Source organism: Streptomyces sp. WAC 06738 (genome assembly GCF_003945505.1).
In the GTDB taxonomy this organism is placed as follows: domain Bacteria; phylum Actinomycetota; class Actinomycetes; order Streptomycetales; family Streptomycetaceae; genus Streptomyces.
Genome location: NZ_CP029618.1, coordinates 2,611,572 through 2,631,317 on the forward strand (window position 1 = coordinate 2,611,572; position 19,746 = coordinate 2,631,317).

A 19,746-nucleotide genomic window follows, 5' to 3' on the forward strand; every position below is an offset into this window, starting at 1 on the left:
TCACGCCGCGGCCGCCGTACCGAAAGGGTTGTCGATCACGTACCGCCACACTCCGTCCGCTCCCCTGCGGGCAACGTCGGTGGCGGTGCCCTCAAGGCGGACGTGCACCCCGTCCTTCCCCTCCCCGTCGAGGACCCAGTCCACGACGAGCAGCGCGGTATCCCCGGTGGCGTACACCTGCCGCGGCTCGACCCGGATGGGCACGCCCAGCGCCTGGAACGCGGTGTTGGCCGCCACCAGCTCCCTCCCCGAGACGCAGGTGCCGGGGCGGGGAACGAAGACGGCGTCGTCGGCGTAGATCCGGGAGAGGGTGTCCGGGCTGCCGGAGTTGAACGCGGCGGCGAAGGCGTACGGGAGCTGCTCGGCCTCGTACGGGCGGAGGGAGCCGGCGTGGCCGGGGCGCGGGTGAGTGGTCATGGACGCAGCCAAGCCGACCGCGGCGTGGCTCACCAAACGGAAACCGACGGTGCAGACCGCGGGACGCGGGACGCGGAGACCTGGGACGAAGAGCTGGTCCCGACCCCCGCCGGGCGCACGTACCGGCCCGAGCCGGACTGCCCGGTGGAGATCGCGCTCGACGCGGTCGCCGGCCGCTGGACGACCCTTGTGCTGCGCGAACTGGCAGGCGGCCCGCACTCCTTCGGCGCCCTGCGCGCCGGGCTGCCAGAGATCAGCCCGAAGGTGCTCACCGAGCGGCTGGCCGCGCTGCGCGACCGCGGGCTCGTCCTCCAGGAGCGGCTCCCGGGCTTTCCCGTCCGTACGCGCTACACCCTCACCCCCGCCGGACGGGCGCTGCGCCCGCTGCTCGTGGAGCTGTACCGCACCGGGGCGGAACTGACCCGGCTCCGCGACTGACTCCCCGCCCTGCCCCGTCCCGGCCGTCCCGGGCCGGGCTCACTTCATCCGCGTGGCCCACTCCCGCACCTTGGCTATCCGCTGCCGGATCTGTCCCGGCGTCGCCTCCGCGCTCGGCGGGCCGCCGCAGACGCGGCGCAGCTCGGTGTGGATCACCCCGTGCGGCTTGCCGCTCTGGTGGACGTAGGCGCCGACCAGGGAGTTCAGCTCCTTGCGCAGCTCCATCAGCTCGCGGTGCGTGACCACGGGACGCCGGTCGGCGGGCAGTTCCAGCAGGTCCGCGTCCTCCGCCGGCTTCTTCCTGCTGTGCGCGATCTGGCGCGCCTGCCGCTTCTGCAGCAGCAGTTGCACCTGGTCCGGCTCCAGCAGCCCGGGGATGCCGAGGTAGTCCTGCTCCTCCTCGCTGCCGGGGTGGGCCTGCATGCCGAACTCGGCGCCCTCGTAGACGACCCGGTCGAAGACCGCGTCCGACTCCAGCGCTTCGAAGGGCAGTTCGTCCTGGTCGCCGGTCTCTTCGTCCTGCTGCTTCTCCGCCTCGGCGAGTTCCTTCTCGCTCTCCGCGTACGGGTCCTCCTCGCCGTCCGGCTTCGGCTTGTCGAGGACGTGGTCGCGCTCGACCTCCATCTCGTGCGCGAAGCCGAGCAGCGCGGGGATCGTCGGCAGGAACACGGACGCGGTCTCGCCGCGCCTGCGCGACCGTACGAACCGGCCCACCGCCTGCGCGAAGAACAGCGGCGTCGAGATCGTCGTCGCGTACACCCCGACCGCGAGCCGCGGCACGTCCACGCCCTCCGACACCATCCGCACCGCGACCATCCAGCGGTCCCCGGAGTCCGTGAACTCGTCGATACGCTTCGACGCCCCCGCGTCGTCGGAGAGCACGACGGTGGCGCGGTGCCCGGTGATCTCCTTGAGCAACTTGGCGTAGGCGCGGGCGGAGTCCTGGTCGGCGGCGATGACGAGGCCGCCGGCGTCGGGGATGCCGCGGCGGATCTCGGTGAGGCGGCGGTCGGCGGCGCTGAGGACGTTGGGCATCCAGTCGCCGCGCGGGTCGAGTGCGGTGCGCCACGCCTGGGCGGTGGCGTCCTTGGTCATCGGCTCGCCGAGACGCGCGGCGATCTCGTCGCCCGCCTTGGTGCGCCAGCGCATGTTGCCGCTGTAGGAGAGGAAGATGACGGGGCGCACGACGCCGTCGCCGAGGGCGTTGCCGTAGCCGTAGGTGTAGTCGGCGGAGGAACGGCGGATGCCGTCGTTGCCCTCTTCGTAGACGACGAAGGGGATGGGGTTGGTGTCCGAGCGGAAGGGAGTGCCGGTGAGCGCGAGCCGCCGGGTCGCGGGCTCGAACGCCTCCAGGCACGCCTCGCCCCAGGAGCGGGAGTCGCCGGCGTGGTGGATCTCGTCGAGGATGACGAGCGTCTTGCGCTGCTCGCAGCGGTTGCGGTGCAGCATGGGCCGTACGCCTACGCCGGCGTAGGTGACGGCCACGCCGTGGTAGCTCTTGCCGACCGGCCCCGCGCTGTACTCGGGGTCGAGCCGGATGCCGATACGGGCGGCGGCCTCGGCCCACTGCGTCTTGAGGTGCTCGGTGGGCGCGACGACGGTGATCTGCTGCACGACGTGGTGGTGCAGCAGCCAGGAGGCGAGGGTGAGCGCGAAGGTCGTCTTGCCGGCGCCGGGGGTGGCGACGGCGAGGAAGTCGCGCGGCTGGGACTGCAGATAGCGGTCCATGGCCGCTTCCTGCCAGGCACGCAGCTTGCCGGCGGTGCCCCAGGGGGCACGGCCGGGGAAGGCCGGTGAGAGGTGATGAGAGGTGGTGCTCACGGTCTCCGGGTGGGGTCGGTCGTCACTGGCGGCTGCTCGTCGGCAACCGCGTCAGCCTACCGCCGCCCCACGCACCACCCGCGGCGCACCGAACGAGAGGAGCCTCACACGAACCCGGGTCCGGAGACGTCCGGTTCGCGTCCCGACGGGATGAGGCGGGTATCGAAGCGCTACGACGAGGGACGGCCCACGCGCGGTGACGGGCATCGAAGCGTTTCGTACCGACACGACCTGACGGGTGCCGTATCGACGCGCCACCCCTCACGAGCCCGTACGCCCCCGCCGAGCCCGTACGCCCCCTGCGCCCGTACGCCTCAACCCGCAACGGCCTTCGCCCCCGGCGCCGTACGGAGTCTCCCCGCCACCGCCGCGCCGACCAGGGCCACCCCCGCCATCGGCAGCAGTACCGCCACGAACGCGCCCGCGTGGGCGTCGCCGCCGGCGCCCAGGGCGCCGTGGCCGACGGCCGCGCCGCCGAGGGCGGCGAAGATGACGCCCGCGACGGCCAGGAGGACGACGTTGGCGAGGCTGTCGGAGAGCTGGAGGGCGGCGGAGTTGGTGCCGGCCTCCTCGGGGGCCGAGAGCTTCAGGAGCAGCACGCTCGTACCGGAGATGACCATCCCCATCCCGTAGCACCCGAAGGCCCACTCGACGGGGACGATCCACACCGGCAGCGACTCCACCAGCACCAGCGGCGCCGTCGCGATCGCCGTGGCCGCCAGCAGCATGCCGATGCGGACGAGCCGCGTCCGGTACGGGTCCAGCCGGGGCCGCGCCTGCGTCCAGGAGCCCAGCGCCCAGGTCGCCCCGCCGACCGCCAGGCACATGCCGGCCTCGGTCACCGACAGCCCGCGCTGGGTGACCAGCATCAGCGGCACGAAGCTCTCCGCGGCGATGAACGACCCGGCCGCGATGCCGCGCATCAGCACCACGGTGGGCAGCCCGCGCGCGGCGACGTAGGTGCCCCGCGGCAGCAGCACCCGCACCGCGGGCACCAGCAGCGCGACCCCGGCCAGCGCAGGCAGCAGCGAGAGCCAGCGCAGGTCCTGCCCCGCGTACTGCAGCAGCCCGCCGCCCGCCGCGATGGCCAGCGCGAGCCGGATACGGCGCCGGTCGAGGGCGGGCGGCGCGGCGGGGTCGACGGGGCCGCGGGCGCGGCGGCGTATCGCGGGGAGGGCGACGACCAGCGGGACGACGACCAGCGGCGGTATGCCGAGGAAGACCCAGCGCCACCCCACGTGCTCCGTGACGCCCCCGGCCGCCAGCGGCCCCACGACCGACGGCACCACCCACGACGCGGCGAACGCGGCGAGGATCGACGGCCGCAGCCGCTCCGGATACGCCCGGCTCACGGTCACGTACAGCGCGACGATCACCAGCCCGCCGCCGAGCCCCTGTACCGCCCGCCCGGCGACGAACGCCCACATCGTCTGCGCGGTCCCGGATATCACCAGCCCGACCGCGAACGCCCCGATCCCGGCGGTCAGCGGCCGCAGCGGCCCGCTGCTGTCGCACCACTGGCCGGAGAAGACCATGGCGAAGAGAGCGGTGGTGTAGAAGGCGGAGAAGGCGTAGGCGTAGAGCCCGATGCCGTCCAGGTCGTGCGCGGCGACGGGCATCGCGGTGCCCACGGCGGTGGCCTCGAACGCGATGAGCAGGACGACGGTGACGATCCCGATGCTGAGCGCCCGGTACGGCCGCCGCAGCACGCCCTCGGGGGCGGGCGGGGCGCCGGCGGGAGCGACGTCGGTGTCGCGCGATTCGAGGCTGGCCATGAGCAGCAGGGTAAGTCCCCACACCGACAAGAGCCCCTGTCGGAGGTCGCGAACCCTCCGGTCCCTTGGTCCTAGTCCCCCACCCGCTCACCCCGCCCGGGCCACACCCGGATACGTCGCCGGGATGCACACGCTGTTGCCACCGTGTGACATCCCCCCGCCGCGCATTGAGCCCCGCCCCTCCCCCCGCCTACGCTCGACGGAGTACCAAGGCCGTGTGCCCGAGTGGCTGAGGGGCTCGCCTGCAAAGCGAGTTACGCGGGTTCGATTCCCGCCACGGCCTCCACGTCTCTGACCGGCCAGGCGGAAAGGCCGTCGCACACCGCCGGGTTGCGGGGCACGGCTGCTCCGGGGGCTGCTGTCAGGTTTCCCGGGTGGCCGGCGCGGCGGATTCGCGGCCGGCCAGGCCCAGGGACCTGACCAGGTCGGGCATTTCGGCGCGGTGCGGGGCCGCCGGGTTGCCTGCTACGGGGCGGATGTGGCCGTCGACCTCGAGGGCCGCCAGGCCGTGCATCCTGCCCCATACGCGCAGCGCGAATGCCGCCGCGGCGAGGGGCACGGACGGGAGGTCCGTCTGGATCTTCGCGGCGTGTTCCGGGTGGAGGTCGGACCGGGAGGTCCCTCGGGCTGCCGGTGCCGGGCCTGGGGCCGGGCTTCGGCCACCAGGCGGGTGAGTTCGCGGCACACGCGGCGTGCCGCCTGGTCCGGCCCTTCCTCAGGGGGGCGGTAGCCGGGGACGGGCTGTCCGTAGAAGAGCCGGGAGCTCTCCGGGTGGGCCAGCGCCCACTCCCTCAGGGCCTGGCCCCAGGCCGGCAGCCTGCCGCCGGGATCGGTCTCGGGCACGGCGTTGACGGCCGTTTCCACCGCCTCCCCTAGTGAGGTGCCGATTCCGATGATCAGCGCGGTGATCAGGTCGTCCCGGGTGGGAAGTAGCTGTAGATCGCGCGAGCCGTCATCCCCATCTCGCGGGCGATGCCGCGCAGGGAGATCGCCCCGGGCCCCCCTTCCGTCATCTGCCGCAGCGCGATGGCCTTGATCTCCCGGGTCGTCCCGGCCCGCAGCCGCTTCCGGCGGCTCCGCACGGCCGGGACGTGTCCGCCCTTGTCGCCCTCGGCCACGGCGGCCGCTGTCTGGTCGCGGGCCCCACGCCCGAGCCCGTCGAAGGCACCTGGGACTCCCTCCGGTTCCTGCTCATCGAGTTTCCCGACATGGCCCGGGTCCGGGAGTGGTACGACTCCCCCGAGTACCGGCGGGCCCGGGAGATACGCGGGGACAAGATCCGGGTCGGCATGCTCCTCGCCGAGGGCTCGCCGCCCGAGGGGTTCTCCCTTCCGGCGTAGCCGTGCCGCCACCGGTGCCGTGGCAGGGGAGGGCTCCCCGGACGCGGCGGGCGGTCAGTCGCCGTAGGTGAACTCGTCGTACGGGCCCGTGGGGGACGTGGCGGTGTCCGTGACGACCATGATGTCCACCGTCGCCGGGTCCGTGGGGAGGTGGCGCGGGGCCCTGGCCGTGAGGGTCGTGGAGGACTCGTGCTCGACGTGCGTCGAGGCGTGGTTGCCGAAGAGGACCTTCGCGTCCCGGGTGAAGCCAGTGCCGTTGACGGTGACCTTGGTGTCGACCCGGCCGCGGGCCGGGGAGACCGAGGTGATCGCCACGGGGGCGGTGAGGCCGTACGCGAAGCGGGCCGCCGGGGCGGCCGGGGAGGTGCCGAGGAAGTTGGTGACGCGGACGTCGGCGATGCCGGCGCCGCCGGGGGCGTAGGCCGTGATGGTGGTGGCGGAGTCGACGGTGTAGTTCGTGCAGGGCACCGTGCCGAAGTCGACGGCGGTGTTCGTGTCGAAGCCGGTGCCCGTGATCGTGACCTCCGTGCCGCCCTGCCCGGTGGTGGGGCTCAGGCCGGTCACCACCGGTCCCGGGTCCGGCGCCGGGGCGTCCAGCAGGGCGAGGTACGTGTCGTCGGCGTGCTGGTACGCGACCTGGCCCAGGAAGTCCGCGGTGGTCTTGTTGGTGAGCGCCCCGTCGTTCGTGTGGTAGTGCGGGTTCACCGTGATCGGGTCGTCCGCGCCGGGCTGGACGTAGACGTTGCCCTTCCTGAACCCGTCGATCACGTGCAGCAGTTCCTTCACCTTGTCGGTCGCCGCGGGACCCGGCGACGGGTACCAGTCCGTCGCCGCCCTCAGGTCCGACCAGGCCAGCGGGATCAGGTCGTACGCGTTGACGTGGCGCTCGTACTGCGCCCAGGGCAGCGAGTCGACGTAGTCGGCGAAGCCCTGCCCGCCCGCGGTCGGCGCGGCGTACGTGACGAGGGCGAGCCGCGGGGGGTTCGCCGGCCACCTCCACGCCTGGAGGTACGGGGCGAGCATGGTGGCGACGCAGCCGCCGAGGCTGTGGCCGATGACGTAGACGGTGGGCTGGGGCGACGGCGGGAGGTTCTGCAGCAGGGCGGCGAGTTCCTCCGTGAGCGTGGCCGTCAGCGGGACCGGCCCCGCGCCGGTCACGTCCCCCGCCAGCCCTTCCGCCCCGCGGACCGTCGCGACCTGCGTGAACGCCGCCATCGCGCCCGCCGAGACCGCCAGCGGCGCCACGCCCTGGGCCGGGGTGAACGTCACCAGCGTGCCGACGTCGAGGTCTTCGAGCATGTCGGCCGGGCTGCCGACCGTGCCGCGGACGACGACCGCGATCTGGTTCGAGCCGTCGGTGTTGAGGGCGACGTAGACGAGGTTGGCGTTGTCCGGGCTGAGGGCCAGCCAGAGCAGCTCCCACCCGCTGACGACCGTGGAGCTCTGCAACTGCGCCACGATGCCGCGGCGGATCCGCGCGGTCTGCTCCGCCACCGTCTCCCCCGAGGGCCGCGGCGTCGCGGCCGTGGCGGCGAGCGCGGCGAGGGTCATGGTGACCTGGGAGCTGAGCGGGGCGTGGGAGGTCACGGGGGTGGCGGGGGGTGCGGTCTTCATACGTGCTCCTTGCCTGCTCAGCGTCGGCGTCGGGGGCGGGGCGGTGAGGCCCCGGAGGAGCACGTCTCGGCGGTACGGGCGGGGGCGGATGTGATACGGGCAGGAGGTACGGGCAGGGGGGTGCGGGTGCGTACGGCCGCGGCTCTTCCCGCGGACCGTACCGCCTCATCCTGCGCATCACGGGCATTGAGCGCCCAACGCCCCCGAAGGTGCCCCTACTGCACCCCGGCCCGCCGCACCGGCGGTTACTGCACCGCCGCCGACTGCGGCCGGATCGGCAGCCGGCTCACCGGCCGCCCCGTCGCCGCCCGCACCGCCGCCGCGACCGCCGCGGGCGACGTCACCACCGGCACCGCGCTCGCCGCCTTCGCGCCGAACGGCGCCACCACGTCCCGCTCCTCGATCAGCTTCACGATCCGCACGTCGGGCGCGTCGAGGGCCGTGGGCAGCGGATAGCCGGTGAGGTCGGGGTGGCGGACGATGCCCTTGTTCGTACGGAGGTTCTCCATGAGCGCCGCGCCCACGCCCTGCGTGACGCCCGCCTCGATCCGGGCCGCGAGCTGCCGCGGGTTGAGCACCTTGCCGACGTCCTGCGCGACGGCCATCTCCACCACCCGCACCGCGCCCAGCTCCACGTCCACGTCCACCACCGCGCGCACCGCGCAGAACGCCATGCCCACGAAGGCGTCGCCCTGCCCGTGGGCGTCCAGCGGCTCCGTAGGGTGCGGGCGGCACTGCGCCGTGGCCCACAGCTCCTTGCCCTCCAGCGCCTCCGCGACCGTCGTCGAGAGCACGCCGTCGTACGACGTGATCTTGCCGTCGGCGATCGTCAGCAGCTCGGCGGACATGCCGAACTTCTGCGCCAGCGGCTGGAGCAGCTGGGTACGGACCATCTTCGCGGCCCGCTCCACCGCGCCGCCCGAGACCCAGGTGTGCCGCCCGTGGCAGGCGGGCCCGGCGGCGGGCTGGTCGGTGTCGACGGGCGCGGTGTGCACCTCGTCGACGCCGAGGACCTCCTGCACGATCTGCCGGGCCAGGGTGGCGAAGCCCTGCCCTGTCTCGACGGCCGCGCAGATGACGGTCGCGACGCCGCCGCTGACGCGGACCGTCGCGGTGGCCACCTCGTCGGCGCCCTCGGCACCCAGCATGTGCACCATGCCCAGCCCGTAGCCCACGCCCCGGCGCACGACGCCCGGCTCGCCCGCGCCCTCGGGGCCGCCGGGCAGCAGGCTCGCCTCCGCGGGCGGCAGCGGCGCTTCGCGTACGGCCGTGAGGAGTTCGGCGACGGGTGCCGGGCAGGTGACGGTCTGGCCGGTGGGCAGCAGGTCGCCGGTGGCCATCACGTTGCGCGCGCGCAGCTCCGCGGGGTCCATGCCGAGGGCGGCGGCGAGCTTGTCCATCTGCCCCTCGTACGCCGCGCAGACCTGCATGGCGCCCTCGCCGCGGACGTGCCCCGAGGGCGGGTTGTTCGTACGGACCACCCAGCCGTCGACGAACGCGTGCGGGACGATGTACGGGCCGCACGAGAACGACACCGCGGCGGCCAGCGCGTCGGCCGAGGTGTCGGCGTAGGCGCCGCCGTCCATGAGGATCTGCGCCTCGACCTTGACGAGCTTGCCGCGGGAGTCGGCGTGGTGCCGGTAGCGCAGCAGGGTGGGGTGGCGGTGGGCGTGGCCGAGGAACGACTCCTCGCGGGTGGCGAGGAGCTTCACGGGCGAGCCGGTGCGCAGCGCGAGCAGCCCGAGGGGCAACTGCATGGAGCCGTCCTCGCGGTCGCCCGTGGCGCCGGGGACGCCGGTGACGACGACCTTCACCCGGTCCGCGGCCAGGCCCAGGCAGGCGGACACCTGGTCGCGTACGGAGTGGGGGTCGGTGGCGGCCGCGTAGATCTCCACGCCGCCGTCGGGGCGCGGCACGGCGAGACCGGCCTCGGCGCCGATGGGCGCGGGGTCCTGGCGGCCGATGCGGTACATGCCCTCGACGACGACCTCGCCGGCGGCCTGCGGGTCGCCGTAGCGCAGCGGGATGTGCCGGATCAGGTTGCCGTCGGGGTGCAGGGGCTCGGCCTCGAAGGCGGCCTGCGGGTCGGTCACGGGGTCGAGCAGTTCGTACTCGACGGCGATGGCGGCGGCGGCCAGCCGCGCGGTGTCGGGGTGGTCGGCGGCGACGGCGGCGACGGGCTCGCCGTGGTGCCGTACGACGTCGTGCGCGAAGACGGGCCGGTCCCGTACGCCCCGGCCGTGGTCGGCGGCGTCGGGCAGGTCGCGGTGGGTGACGACGACGCGGACGCCGGGCATGGCCTCGGCGGCGGAGGTGTCGACGGAGACGATCCGCGCGTGCGCGTGCGGGGAGCGGTGCAGGGCGGCCCAGAGGAGGCCCTCGGCCCACAGGTCGGCGGCGTACGGGAAGGTGCCCTCGGTCTTGGCGACGAGGTCCGCGGCGGGGAGCGAGGCCCCGATCCCGTGCGCCTCGGGGCCGCCCGGGGGGATGGGGGTCGTGGCCGTGTGCTCCGGGGAGGAGGTCACCGGGGGCCTCCCTCGTGGGGGTTCGGGGGGCGGGGCGGGGGCATGCGGACCGTGTCGTGGGCGGGGTGGGCACCGCCTTCGCCCGGGCCCGCCTGCTGCGGGATGCGGGCGCGCTCGGCACCCTCGGCGCCCTCGGCGTCGTCCTCCGTCTCCGGGGCGCGGCGGCCCGCGATGACCTCCTGGACGGCGTCGAGAACGGCCCGGTAGCCGGTGCAGCGGCACAGGTTGCCGCTGAGCGCCTGGCGGGCCTCCAGGTCGCTCGGCGAGTGGTTGCCCTCCAGCAGGTCGTGCACCGTCATCGCCAGACCCGGCACGCAGAAGCCGCACTGCACCGCGCCCGACGCGGCCAGCGCGCGCTGCACGTCGGAGTGCACGCCCTGGTCGGCCAGGCCCTCGACGGTGCGGATCTCGGCGCCCGCGGCCGTCGCCGCCGGCACCAGGCACGCCGCCACGAGCCGGCCGTCGACCTTCACCGAGCACGCGCCGCACTCGCCCTGCGAGCAGCCGTCCTTGGCGCCGGCGAGGCCGAGCCGCTCGCGGAGCACGTAGAGCAGGGACTCCCCGATCCACGCGCCGGTCACCGGGCGGTCGGCGCCGTTGACACGCAGCACGTACGACGCGAGGGGGTGTTCGTCCGCCGCGAGGGCGGAGGCGGGGGCGGGCTCCGGCCCGGTCCCGGCCGGGACGGCCTCCGGCTCCGGTTCGTCCCCGGGGCCGGCGTGGCCGGTCTCCGGCGGCAGCGGTACGTCCGCCTCCGGCGCCGCGTGCTCCCGGGCGTCTCCGTCCGGCTGCCCTTCGCCCACGGAGCGGTCGTGCAGCGCGTACTCGCCGGAGTCCTCCGGCAGGTCGTCGGGCGCGGTGGGGATCGCCCAGCCGGGCGACGTGTCGCCGTCCTGCGGCACCGGGCGCCAGGCGCTGATCTGTCCCTCGGCGGGAGGGCCTTCGTGGTCGGCGGGGTGCGGCGCGGGGCCCGGGGGGACGCCGTACGGTCCTTCGCCGGCGCCCGCGTGCGCGGCGGCGCCGGGCCACGTGCCCGTGCCGGGGTCCTGGTCCACGGGGTAGCCCGGATCCGCCCACGGCTGCGCGCCGCCGTCGTGGCCGGCATCCTGCCGCAGTCCGTACGCGCCCTGCCCGCCGTCCGGCGCGTCCTGCGCGTACCCTCCCCCACCGGCTACTCCCCCGCCGGCGGGGGTGCCCCCACTCTCACCGGCGGGGGAACCCCCATAGGCCGCCGTGCGCCGGCTCTCCGCCACCGCGCGCAGGCCCGCCTGCCCGAAGCCCCCGGCGCCCGACCGCCGGGGCCGGGCCCCGCCGTCGCCGTGCTGGTCGCCGTGGCCTGGGCCGTGCGCCCCGCCGTGGCCGTCGTCCGGGCCGGGCCCGGCCCCTTCCGGTCCGTACCCGTACGCCTCGCCGTGCCCGTACGTCTCCGGCGCCTCCTGGGCGGTCTGCCCGCTCAGCCCCTCCGGGATCTGGAACTGCCCCGTCTGCCCCGGGTCCGTCGCCGGAACCGCTATCGGCGGCGGCACGTACCCGTGCCCCGGCGCCGCGAGCGGCGCGCCCGCGTCGGCCTCGGGAAACGCCTCCGGCGGCAACTGCACGAACGCCGTGGCGTCCGGGTCGCCATCCGCGCCCTGCGGCATCGGCTGCCAGCCCCCGGTGCCGTACTGCGGCTGCTGCTCGTCCTGGTGGTCCCGGCTCACGACAGCGCCCTCCCCAGTGCCCGGCGGGCCAGCGCCGACACCGTACGCCGCAGATGCAGCGCCGCCGCCGGCAGCCGCGGCGGCTCCTCGCCCTCCGCGCCCGGCGGCGGGTCGGGGATGCACGCGGCGGCGACGTACTCGCCGAAGGCGGCCAGCGCCTCCGGGGGCAGCCCGCGGTGGCCGTCCCAGTCCATCAGGCCCGCGACCCACTGCTCGGCCTCCATCGGCCGCAGCGGCGCGGGCGCCACCGCGCCGACGGCGCACCGCACCGAGCGGCGCGCCGGGTCGAGCACCAACGCGACCGAGGCGACCGCGCGCCCCGGCCCGGTACGCCCGGTGGCCTTGAGGAACACCTGCGGCGCGTGCAGCAGCGGCGCCCGTACGAACGCGATCAGCTCGCCGGTGCGCAGCATCTCCACGCCCGCGAGGAGGTGGCTGACCGGGATCTCGCGGTGCCCGCCCCCGGGTTCCGCGATCACCACGGTGGCGTCGAGCGCGGCCAGCACCGGCAGCGTGTCGCCGGTGCGGTCGGCAGAGGCGATGTTGCCGCCGAGGGTGGCCGCGTTGCGCACCTGCGGCGGGCCCGCCGCGCGCGCGGCGGCGGCGAGCGCGGGGATGAGCGCGGCGAAGTCGGGCCGCCCGATGCGCGCGTGGGTCAGGCCGCTGCCGAGGAGGGCGGCGCCGTCCTGGTACTGCCAGCCGCGCAGTTCGCTGATCCGGCCGAGGCCGACGAGCGCGGAGGGGCGCAGCAGGCCCGCGTTGACGGCCGCCATGAGGTCGGTTCCCCCGGCGACGGGCACGGCGGCGGGCATGGCGACGAGCGCCGCGACCGCTTCGTCGAGCGAGTCCGGCAGCACCACCGTCGGTGCGGCCTGCGGTGCGTGAGTGGTCAACCCGGCTGCCCCTTCCGCAGTGTCCCCCAGGAGTTCCGGCCGTTCCGCCGTACGGTACGGGCTCCCGGCCGGGACGTGGCAACTCTGGCACATCCGTCACGGTCCGGGGCCGCCTCCGGCGGCGCGGAAGAACACGAGCGTACCCCGCTCGGCGCCCAACTCGCGGGCCCGGATGGGGACCTGCTCCACACCACGTGGGGATTGTCACTCTTCGGGGAGTCTTGTACTACTTCCGGAACGGCGGTCGAGGCTCACACGATCGGGGGCGGTCCTTCGATCGGGCGTCCGAGCACTCCCGGGCGCCGCTGCCACGGCCGCGGGCCGCCGGGCGGGCGGTAGTCGACGCCGAGGGCGTCGAGGCGCGCGTAGTGCTCCTCCATGCGGGCCGCGAAGCCGGCGAAGTCCCGCTCGGCGGACGGCGGCAGGGCGGACCAGGCGACCTCGGCGAAGGCGGCGAGCCGCGGGTAGACCTGGTAGTCGAAGCGCTGCGGGCTCTCCAGCACCTCGCTCCAGACGTTGGCCTGGGTGCCGATGACGTGCTTGGCGGCCGGGCCTTCGAGCTGCGGCGGCACGGGCTCGAAGCGGTAGACGTCCTCCAGCGTACGCACCTGGGCGATCGGCACGGGCTCGTCCGGGGCGCCCGATTCGCGGTAGTTGAGGTAGACCTGCTGCTCCGGGCACATGACGACGTCGTGTCCCGCCCGCGCGGCGGCGATGCCGCCGGCGTAGCCGCGCCAGGAGGAGACGGTGGCGCCGTCGGCGAGGCCGCCTTCGAGGATCTCGTCCCAGCCGATGAGGCGGCGGCCGCGGCCGGCGAGCCAGCGGTCGAAGTGCCGGATGAACCACGACTGCAGCTCGTCCTCGTCGGCCAGGCCGAGTTCGCGGATACGGGCCTGGGCGGCGGGCGAGGACTTCCACTGGTGCTTGGGGCACTCGTCACCGCCGACGTGGACGAACGTCGAGGGGAAGATGTCCAGCACCTCCTCGAAGACGCCCTCGTAGAAGCGCAGCACCTCCTCGGTGGGCGCGAGGACGTTCTCCGAGACGCCCCAGTCGCCCCACACGTCGAGCGCCGCGGTGTCGACGACATCGGTGTTGCCGAGCCAGGGGTAGGCGTGGATGGCGGCCTGCGAGTGGCCGGGGATGTCGATCTCCGGGACGACGGTGATGTGCCGGGCGGCGGCGTACGCGACGATCTCGCGGAGGTCGTCCTGGGTGTAGAAGCCGCCGTGCGGACGCTCGTCCCAGATGTCGGAGGCGCGGTGGCCGACCTTGGTGCGCGGGCGCCAGGAGGCGTCCTCGGTGAGCTTGGGGTGGCGCTTGATCTCGATGCGCCAGCCCTGGTCGTCGGTGAGGTGGAAGTGCAGCACGTTGAGCTTGTGCGCGGCCATCAGGTCGAGGTGGCGCAGCACCTCGCGCTTGGTGAGGAAGTGCCGGGAGACGTCGAGCATGAAGCCGCGCCAGCCGAACCGCGGGGCGTCCTCGACACGGCAGTGCGGCAGCTCCCAGGCGCGCTCGCCGAGGGGGGCGGTGCGGTACGCCTGCGGGCCGAGGAGCTGGCGCAGGGTCTGCGCGCCCCAGAACAGCCCGGCGGGGCCGCCGCCGGTGAGGCGGACGCCGCCGGGGCCGATCTCCAGCCGGTACGCCTCGGCGCCGGCCGCACCGGCGGGCCGGCCGGCGAGGGCGAGTGCAGGGTCGACGGCGAGGCGGATGACGCCGTCGGGGCCGGGGGCGTCCGCGGCATCGGCGAGGGCGTCCGCGGCGGCCGGGTCTCCGGGGGCGAGCGGCAGCCCGGTGGCCGCACCGATCTCGGCGCGCAGCCACCGGGCGACGCCCTCGGCCCCCTCGCCGGCGGCGAGGACGGTGCCCTGGCCCAGGGCGAAGGTCGCGGTGTCGCTGGTGCGGGCGGCGCTGCGGGGCGCGGGGATGAGATCCATGGCCTCATCCTGCCCCAGGACGGCGATTTGGACTAGACCATTCCGGCCGCGACCCGGGGACCGGGGGCCGCGGCCGGGAAGCCGCTACTTCTTCTTGCCGCCGTCCTTACCGCCGTCCTTGCCGCCGCCGGCGCCCATGGACTCGTAGATCTCCTTGCACATGGGGCAGACGGGGTACTTCTTCGGATCGCGCCCCGGGACCCACACCTTGCCGCAGAGCGCCACGACGGGGGTGCCGTCGAGCGCGCTGGCCATGATCTTGTCCTTCTGGACGTAGTGGGCGAAGCGCTCGTGGTCGCCGTCGCCGTGCGACACCTCCGGCGTCGGTTCGACGAGGGTGCCGGTGCCGGTTCCGCGTTCGGGCTCGGGGAGAGGAGTGCTCATGGTGGCCAAGGGTACCGACGCCGGCGCGGATCAGTTCAGGCTCGGGTCGTCCGGATATGTCGCGACCATGGCCAGCTCGCTGCGCTGCCGCCGCAGCACCGCCCGCCACAGGCCCTCCGGCGCGGGCGAGGACACGTCGCCGGGCTCGGACTCCACGACGTACCAGGCGCCGTCGTCCAGCTCCTCCTCCAACTGCCCGGGACCCCACCCGGCGTACCCCGCGAAGATCCGCAGCGTGCCCAGCTCCGCCGCGAGCAGCTCGGGCGGGGCGTCCAGGTCCACCAGCCCGATGGCGCCGTGCACCCGGCGCCAGCCGAGCGGCCCCTCGCCACCGGGCACGCCGCCCTTGTCGCCGGGGACCACCGCGAGGCCGAGCGCGGAGTCGAGGGAGACCGGGCCGCCCTGGAAGACCACGCCGGGATCGCCGGCGAGGTCGGCCCAGTCCCGCAGCACGTCGCCGACGCCGACGGGGGTCGGCCGGTTGAGCACGACGCCGAGCGACCCCTCGTCGTCGTGGTCGAGCAGGAGCACCACGGTCCGGGTGAAGTTCGGATCGGTGAGGGCCGGCGTCGCGACCAGCAACCGGCCCGTGAGGGATGACACCTCCGTCATGCGGACATGATCCCGCAGTTACGGGCGTGTGGGGAGCGGACGGCCGAGGACGGCCGAGGAATACGGCAATGCGCGCACGCACGCACCCCGGGGGCCGCCCCCGGCCGCCCCTCGCGACCCAGGGGGTACGTACCGGCGCGCCCGAGGGCGCGCACCCCGGGGCTTCCGGACCCCTCCACGCCCCCACCCGCCGGGGGCCGGGGACTCCCCCGCCCCACCCCTCCCCGAACCCGGGAGCTCCGCCCCCGCCCCGGTGCCCCGCCCTCCCCGGCGTCACCCTGCGCGGCCCGGCGCCGTACGGAGAGTCCTCCGCGTTCGTCCCTTCGGATCTGTAGCGAATTCATGACGTCCCCCGCCCCGCCCCGGCCCGGGGGGAGGGGGTGTGCGGGGCATTAGCATTTCTGTCTGTCCCCGTCCGTCTCCAGGATCGCGAGCCTCATGACAGCTCCTGACAGCGCCGATGTCCTCCTCGTCCACGGCGGTACGCCCCTCCGCGGCGAGATCCACGTCCGCGGGGCCAAGAACCTCGTGCCCAAGGCGATGGTCGCCGCGCTGCTCGGCAGTTCCCCCAGCCGGCTGCGCAACGTCCCGGACATCCGCGACGTGCGGGTGGTGCGCGGTCTGCTCCAGCTCCACGGCGTGACCGTGGGTCCGGGCGACGAGCCCGGTGAGCTGGTGCTCGACCCGACGCACGTCGAAAGCGCGCACGTCGCCGACATCGACGCGCACGCGGGCTCGTCCCGTATCCCGATCCTCTTCTGCGGCCCCCTGCTGCACCGCCTCGGCCACGCCTTCATCCCCGGCCTCGGCGGCTGCGACATCGGCGGCCGGCCCATCGACTTCCACTTCGACGTGCTGCGCCAGTTCGGCGCCCGGATCGACAAGCGCGCCGACGGGCAGTACCTGGAGGCGCCGCAGCGGCTGCGCGGCACGAAGATCCGGCTGCCCTACCCCTCGGTGGGGGCCACCGAGCAGGTGCTGCTGACCGCCGTGCTCGCCGAGGGCGTCACCGAGTTGTCCAACGCGGCCGTCGAGCCGGAGATCGAGGACCTCATCTGCGTCCTGCAGAAGATGGGCGCGATCATCGCGATGGACACCGACAGGACCATCCGCATCACCGGCGTGGACCAGCTCGGCGGCTACACCCACCGCGCCCTGCCGGACCGGCTGGAGGCCGCCTCCTGGGCGTCCGCAGCGCTGGCGACCGAGGGCGACGTCTTCGTCCGCGGCGCGCTGCAGCGCTCGATGATGACGTTCCTCAACACCTTCCGGAAGGTCGGCGGCGCCTTCGACATCGGCGACGAGGGCATCCGCTTCTGGCACCCCGGCGGGCCGCTGAACGCCATCGCGCTGGAGACCGACGTCCACCCCGGCTTCCAGACCGACTGGCAGCAGCCGCTGGTCGTCGCCCTCACGCAGGCGTCGGGGCTGTCGATCGTGCACGAGACGGTGTACGAGTCCCGCCTCGGCTTCACCTCCGCGCTCAACCAGATGGGCGCGCACATCCAGCTCTACCGCGAGTGCCTGGGCGGCACCCCCTGCCGCTTCGGGCAGCGCAACTTCCTGCACTCCGCGGTCGTGTCGGGACCGACCAAGCTGGAGGGCGCCGACCTGGTCATCCCGGACCTCCGCGGCGGCTTCTCGTACCTCATCGCGGCGCTGGCGGCGCAGGGCACCTCGCGGGTGCACGGCATCGACCTGATCAACCGCGGCTACGAGAACTTCCTGCAGAAGCTCGCGGACCTCGGCGCCCGCGCGGAGCTGCCGGACGTCCCCGCCGCAGCCTCCGCGGCAGCCGCGGCAGGCTGAGCGCCGCCCGCCCCCGTCCGCGTACGCCACCGTCCGCGTACGAACGAGGGCGGCCGGACAGGCGAAGGGCGGCCGCCCCCGCTGGGTCCGGCCGCCCTCCTGCTTCGGTCTGCGGGCCTTACTTGCCCTTCGCCGCTTCCTTGAGCTTCGAGCCGGCCGTGACCTTCACGCTGTAACCAGCGGGAATCTGGATCGGCTCGCCGGTCTGCGGGTTGCGGGCGGAGCGCGCCTTGCGGTGCGTGCGCTCGAAGGTCAGGAAGCCGGGGATGGTGATCCTCTCGTCGCCCTTGCTGACGACCTCCCCGGCGACCTCGGCGAGGGCGGCCACCACGGCGTCGGCGTCCTTGCGGGTCACCTCGGCGCGCTCTGCGATCGCGGCCACCAGCTCACTGCGGTTCATATCTGTCTCCCGTGTTTTCTTGCCATTGAGGCGTGAGATCAAAGCCGATGCTGCCAGGACCCGCTGACAGTCCCCGTAACCGGGTCCCGTGACAGCGCCTCGCGCCCGACTACGCATCCTGCCCTCACCTGCGGCGGAAACGCCAATCCGGCGCCCTGGCGCGTCGTGCACCGCAGCCCGTCCATCCGCACACTTATGACGTACGCGCGGCCCGAAAGCCAGCCGACGCGCCGGGGCCCGGCCCGTTCCCACGCGGGGTACAGGGGCGGTTACGGCCCGGTGGTGGGCGGCGCCGTCACGCCCGCCGCCTGGGCGGCGTCGCGGACGGCGTCGGCGACCGTGGGGGCGACCCGGTCGTTGAAGACGCTCGGAATGATGTAGTTCGGGTTCAGCTCGTCGCCCTGGACGACGTCGGCGATGGCGCGGGCCGCGGCGATCATCATCTCGGAGTTGACGGTCCGCGAGTGCGCGTCGAGCAGGCCGCGGAAGACGCCGGGGAAGACGAGCACGTTGTTGATCTGGTTCGGGAAGTCGCTGCGTCCTGTGGCGACGACGGCGGCGTGCTCGCGGGCGGCGGCCGGGTCGACCTCGGGGTCGGGGTTGGCCAGCGCGAAGACGATCGCGTCGGACGCCATGGCGGCCACGTCGCCGCCGTCGATGACGTCGGGGGCGGAGACGCCGATGAAGACGTCCGCGCCGCGCACGGCGTCCTTGAGGGTGCCGGTGAGGCCGTCGCGGTTGGTGTTCTCCGCGATCCAGCGCAGCGCGCTGCCGGGCGGGGCGTCCACCAGGTCGGCACGGCCCGAGTGGACGACGCCGTTGATGTCGGCGACGACGGCGTGCTTGGCGCCGGCGTCGATCAGCAGCTTGAGGATCGCCGTGCCGGCGGCGCCGGCCCCGGACATCACCACGCGCACGTCGGCCAGCTCCTTGCCGACCACGCGCAGCGCGTTGGTGAGCGCGGCGAGCACGACGATGGCGGTGCCGTGCTGGTCGTCGTGGAAGACGGGGATGTCCAGCGCCTCGCGCAGCCGCGCCTCGATCTCGAAGCAGCGGGGCGCGGAGATGTCCTCCAGGTTGATGCCGGCGAAGCCGGGGGCGATGGCCTTGACGATCTCCACGATGGCGTCGGTGTCCTGGGTGTCCAGGCAGAGCGGCCAGGCGTCGATGCTCGCGAACCGCTTGAAGAGCGCCGCCTTGCCCTCCATCACCGGCAGCGCGGCCTTGGGGCCGATGTTGCCCAGGCCCAGGACGGCGGAGCCGTCGGTGACGACGGCGACGCTGTTGCGCTTGATGGTGAGCCGGCGGGCGTCCTCGGGGTTCTCGGCGATCTGCATGCAGACGCGGGCGACCCCGGGGGTGTAGATCATCGACAGGTCGTCGCGGTTGCGGATCGGGTGCTTGGACTGCATCTCGATCTTGCCGCCGAGGTGCATGAGGAACGTACGGTCGGAGACCTTGCCGACGACGACGCCCTCGATGCCGCGGAGCTTCTCGACGATGGAGCGCGCGTGGTCGGTCGAGGCCGCGGCGATGGTGACGTCGATGCGCAGCCGCTCGTGTCCCGAGGCGGTGACGTCGAGGCCGGTGACGCTGCCGCCGGAGGACTCGACGGCGGAGGTGAGCTGGCTGACGGCGTTGCCCCCCGCCGGGACCTCCAGCCGGACCGTGTTCGAGTAGGAGACGCTTGGCGCCGTTGCCATGGCCGTGTGTTCCCTCTTGTGTGGTGAAGCCACGGGGCGCGACACGCCCCGCTGCGGATCGGATCGATGGTCGCACCTACTGGGTGGTATCCGGAAACCCTCCGGAAGGCGGAATCATTTTTCCGCGAAACGGTATCGCGGAGTACGGGCCCGGGGGTCGGGCCGGGTGGCGGGTCCGGGCGTGCTACGGAAAGGCCGCGGGCCGGGTGCGCGGCTGCTGCCGCGCACCCGGCCCGTACAAGCCTGGTGGCACCGACCCGCCAGCTCGCCTCGCGGCAAGTGGGCGCTCGAAGCGCCGATGGTTGGGCCCGGGGGCATGGATCGGGCCGGTGCCACACTCAGGCTAACAAACCCTCCCCGTAAGGCCATTCCCGTCCC

18 protein-coding genes and 1 tRNA gene are annotated in these 19,746 nt (G+C 74.3%); 4 read left to right on the forward strand and 15 right to left on the reverse strand.

The features are described 5' to 3' along the window. Positions 1-417: a DUF4440 domain-containing protein gene (locus DMB38_RS10995; RefSeq protein ID WP_125935019.1), complete on the reverse strand. Its 417-nt coding sequence runs from the start codon at positions 415-417 to the stop codon at positions 1-3. A gap of 24 nt (positions 418-441) precedes the next feature. Between DMB38_RS10995 and DMB38_RS11000 the strand changes: the two genes are divergently transcribed. Then, positions 442-855 (forward strand): helix-turn-helix domain-containing protein, encoded by a 414-nt coding sequence (locus DMB38_RS11000; protein WP_125935020.1) that lies wholly within the window; start codon positions 442-444, stop codon positions 853-855. Between the two features lie 39 nt (positions 856-894). Here the strand turns inward: DMB38_RS11000 and DMB38_RS11005 are convergent, their stop codons facing one another. Together DMB38_RS11005 and DMB38_RS11010 are read right to left on the reverse strand one after the other, a co-directional pair. Then, positions 895-2,676 carry a DEAD/DEAH box helicase gene (locus DMB38_RS11005; RefSeq protein WP_125935021.1) on the reverse strand — a complete coding sequence of 594 codons (1,782 nt, stop codon included), beginning with the start codon at positions 2,674-2,676 and terminating at the stop codon, positions 895-897. A 314-nt stretch (positions 2,677-2,990) separates the two neighbouring features. Continuing rightward, positions 2,991-4,451, reverse strand: a complete 1,461-nt coding sequence (locus DMB38_RS11010) for an MFS transporter (protein WP_240662117.1) — start codon at positions 4,449-4,451, stop codon at positions 2,991-2,993. Positions 4,452-4,662: 211 nt separating this feature from the next. Here DMB38_RS11010 and DMB38_RS11015 point away from each other — a divergent pair. Beyond that, positions 4,663-4,737 (forward strand) — tRNA-Cys (locus DMB38_RS11015). Between the two features lie 75 nt (positions 4,738-4,812). On the opposite strand, the gene DMB38_RS36765 is transcribed toward DMB38_RS11015, so the two are convergent. The 3 genes from DMB38_RS36765 to DMB38_RS36775 are packed head-to-tail and all read right to left on the reverse strand — an operon-like array spanning position 4,813 to position 5,533. Next, on the reverse strand, positions 4,813-5,010 hold the full coding sequence (locus tag DMB38_RS36765; protein ID WP_240662810.1) for a hypothetical protein: 198 nt from the start codon (positions 5,008-5,010) through the stop codon (positions 4,813-4,815). Then, positions 4,917-5,315, reverse strand: coding sequence for a TetR-like C-terminal domain-containing protein (locus DMB38_RS36770; protein WP_346429504.1), 399 nt, complete (start codon positions 5,313-5,315; stop codon positions 4,917-4,919). The genes DMB38_RS36765 and DMB38_RS36770 overlap by 94 nt, the downstream gene beginning before the upstream one ends. 44 nt (positions 5,316-5,359) lie before the next feature. Then, positions 5,360-5,533: a TetR/AcrR family transcriptional regulator gene (locus DMB38_RS36775; RefSeq protein ID WP_240662118.1), complete on the reverse strand. Its 174-nt coding sequence runs from the start codon at positions 5,531-5,533 to the stop codon at positions 5,360-5,362. Between the two features lie 9 nt (positions 5,534-5,542). Between DMB38_RS36775 and DMB38_RS11025 the strand changes: the two genes are divergently transcribed. Then, positions 5,543-5,791, forward strand: a complete 249-nt coding sequence (locus tag DMB38_RS11025) for a DUF1330 domain-containing protein (protein WP_125935023.1) — start codon at positions 5,543-5,545, stop codon at positions 5,789-5,791. A 54-nt stretch (positions 5,792-5,845) separates the two neighbouring features. Here the strand turns inward: DMB38_RS11025 and DMB38_RS11030 are convergent, their stop codons facing one another. From DMB38_RS11030 to DMB38_RS11060, 7 genes are all read right to left on the reverse strand, one after another. Continuing rightward, on the reverse strand, positions 5,846-7,405 hold the full coding sequence (locus DMB38_RS11030) for an IPT/TIG domain-containing protein (RefSeq protein ID WP_125935024.1): 1,560 nt from the start codon (positions 7,403-7,405) through the stop codon (positions 5,846-5,848). Positions 7,406-7,650: 245 nt separating this feature from the next. After that, positions 7,651-9,894: a xanthine dehydrogenase family protein gene (locus DMB38_RS11035; protein WP_240662689.1), complete on the reverse strand. Its 2,244-nt coding sequence runs from the start codon at positions 9,892-9,894 to the stop codon at positions 7,651-7,653. Between the two features lie 32 nt (positions 9,895-9,926). Next, positions 9,927-11,630 (reverse strand): 2Fe-2S iron-sulfur cluster-binding protein, encoded by a 1,704-nt coding sequence (locus DMB38_RS11040; RefSeq protein WP_125935026.1) that lies wholly within the window; start codon positions 11,628-11,630, stop codon positions 9,927-9,929. Further along, on the reverse strand, positions 11,627-12,523 hold the full coding sequence (locus DMB38_RS11045; protein ID WP_047015995.1) for an FAD binding domain-containing protein: 897 nt from the start codon (positions 12,521-12,523) through the stop codon (positions 11,627-11,629). The genes DMB38_RS11040 and DMB38_RS11045 overlap by 4 nt, the downstream gene beginning before the upstream one ends. A 251-nt stretch (positions 12,524-12,774) precedes the next feature. Beyond that, positions 12,775-14,460 carry a beta-N-acetylhexosaminidase gene (locus tag DMB38_RS11050; protein WP_125935027.1) on the reverse strand — a complete coding sequence of 562 codons (1,686 nt, stop codon included), beginning with the start codon at positions 14,458-14,460 and terminating at the stop codon, positions 12,775-12,777. Between the two features lie 84 nt (positions 14,461-14,544). Then, positions 14,545-14,844 carry a DUF3039 domain-containing protein gene (locus tag DMB38_RS11055; RefSeq protein WP_018843843.1) on the reverse strand — a complete coding sequence of 100 codons (300 nt, stop codon included), beginning with the start codon at positions 14,842-14,844 and terminating at the stop codon, positions 14,545-14,547. A 30-nt stretch (positions 14,845-14,874) separates the two neighbouring features. Then, positions 14,875-15,456, reverse strand: coding sequence for a YqgE/AlgH family protein (locus DMB38_RS11060; protein WP_047015997.1), 582 nt, complete (start codon positions 15,454-15,456; stop codon positions 14,875-14,877). A 438-nt stretch (positions 15,457-15,894) separates the two neighbouring features. Here DMB38_RS11060 and murA point away from each other — a divergent pair, with 438 nt between their 5' ends. Then, on the forward strand, positions 15,895-17,265 hold the full coding sequence (murA, locus tag DMB38_RS11065; protein WP_125935028.1) for a UDP-N-acetylglucosamine 1-carboxyvinyltransferase: 1,371 nt from the start codon (positions 15,895-15,897) through the stop codon (positions 17,263-17,265). 118 nt (positions 17,266-17,383) lie between these two features. Here murA and DMB38_RS11070 read toward each other — a convergent pair whose 3' ends face one another. Then, on the reverse strand, positions 17,384-17,665 hold the full coding sequence (locus DMB38_RS11070) for an HU family DNA-binding protein (protein ID WP_027741684.1): 282 nt from the start codon (positions 17,663-17,665) through the stop codon (positions 17,384-17,386). A gap of 269 nt (positions 17,666-17,934) precedes the next feature. Then, positions 17,935-19,368, reverse strand: coding sequence for an NAD-dependent malic enzyme (locus DMB38_RS11080; RefSeq protein WP_125935029.1), 1,434 nt, complete (start codon positions 19,366-19,368; stop codon positions 17,935-17,937). Positions 19,369-19,746 lie beyond the last annotated feature (378 nt).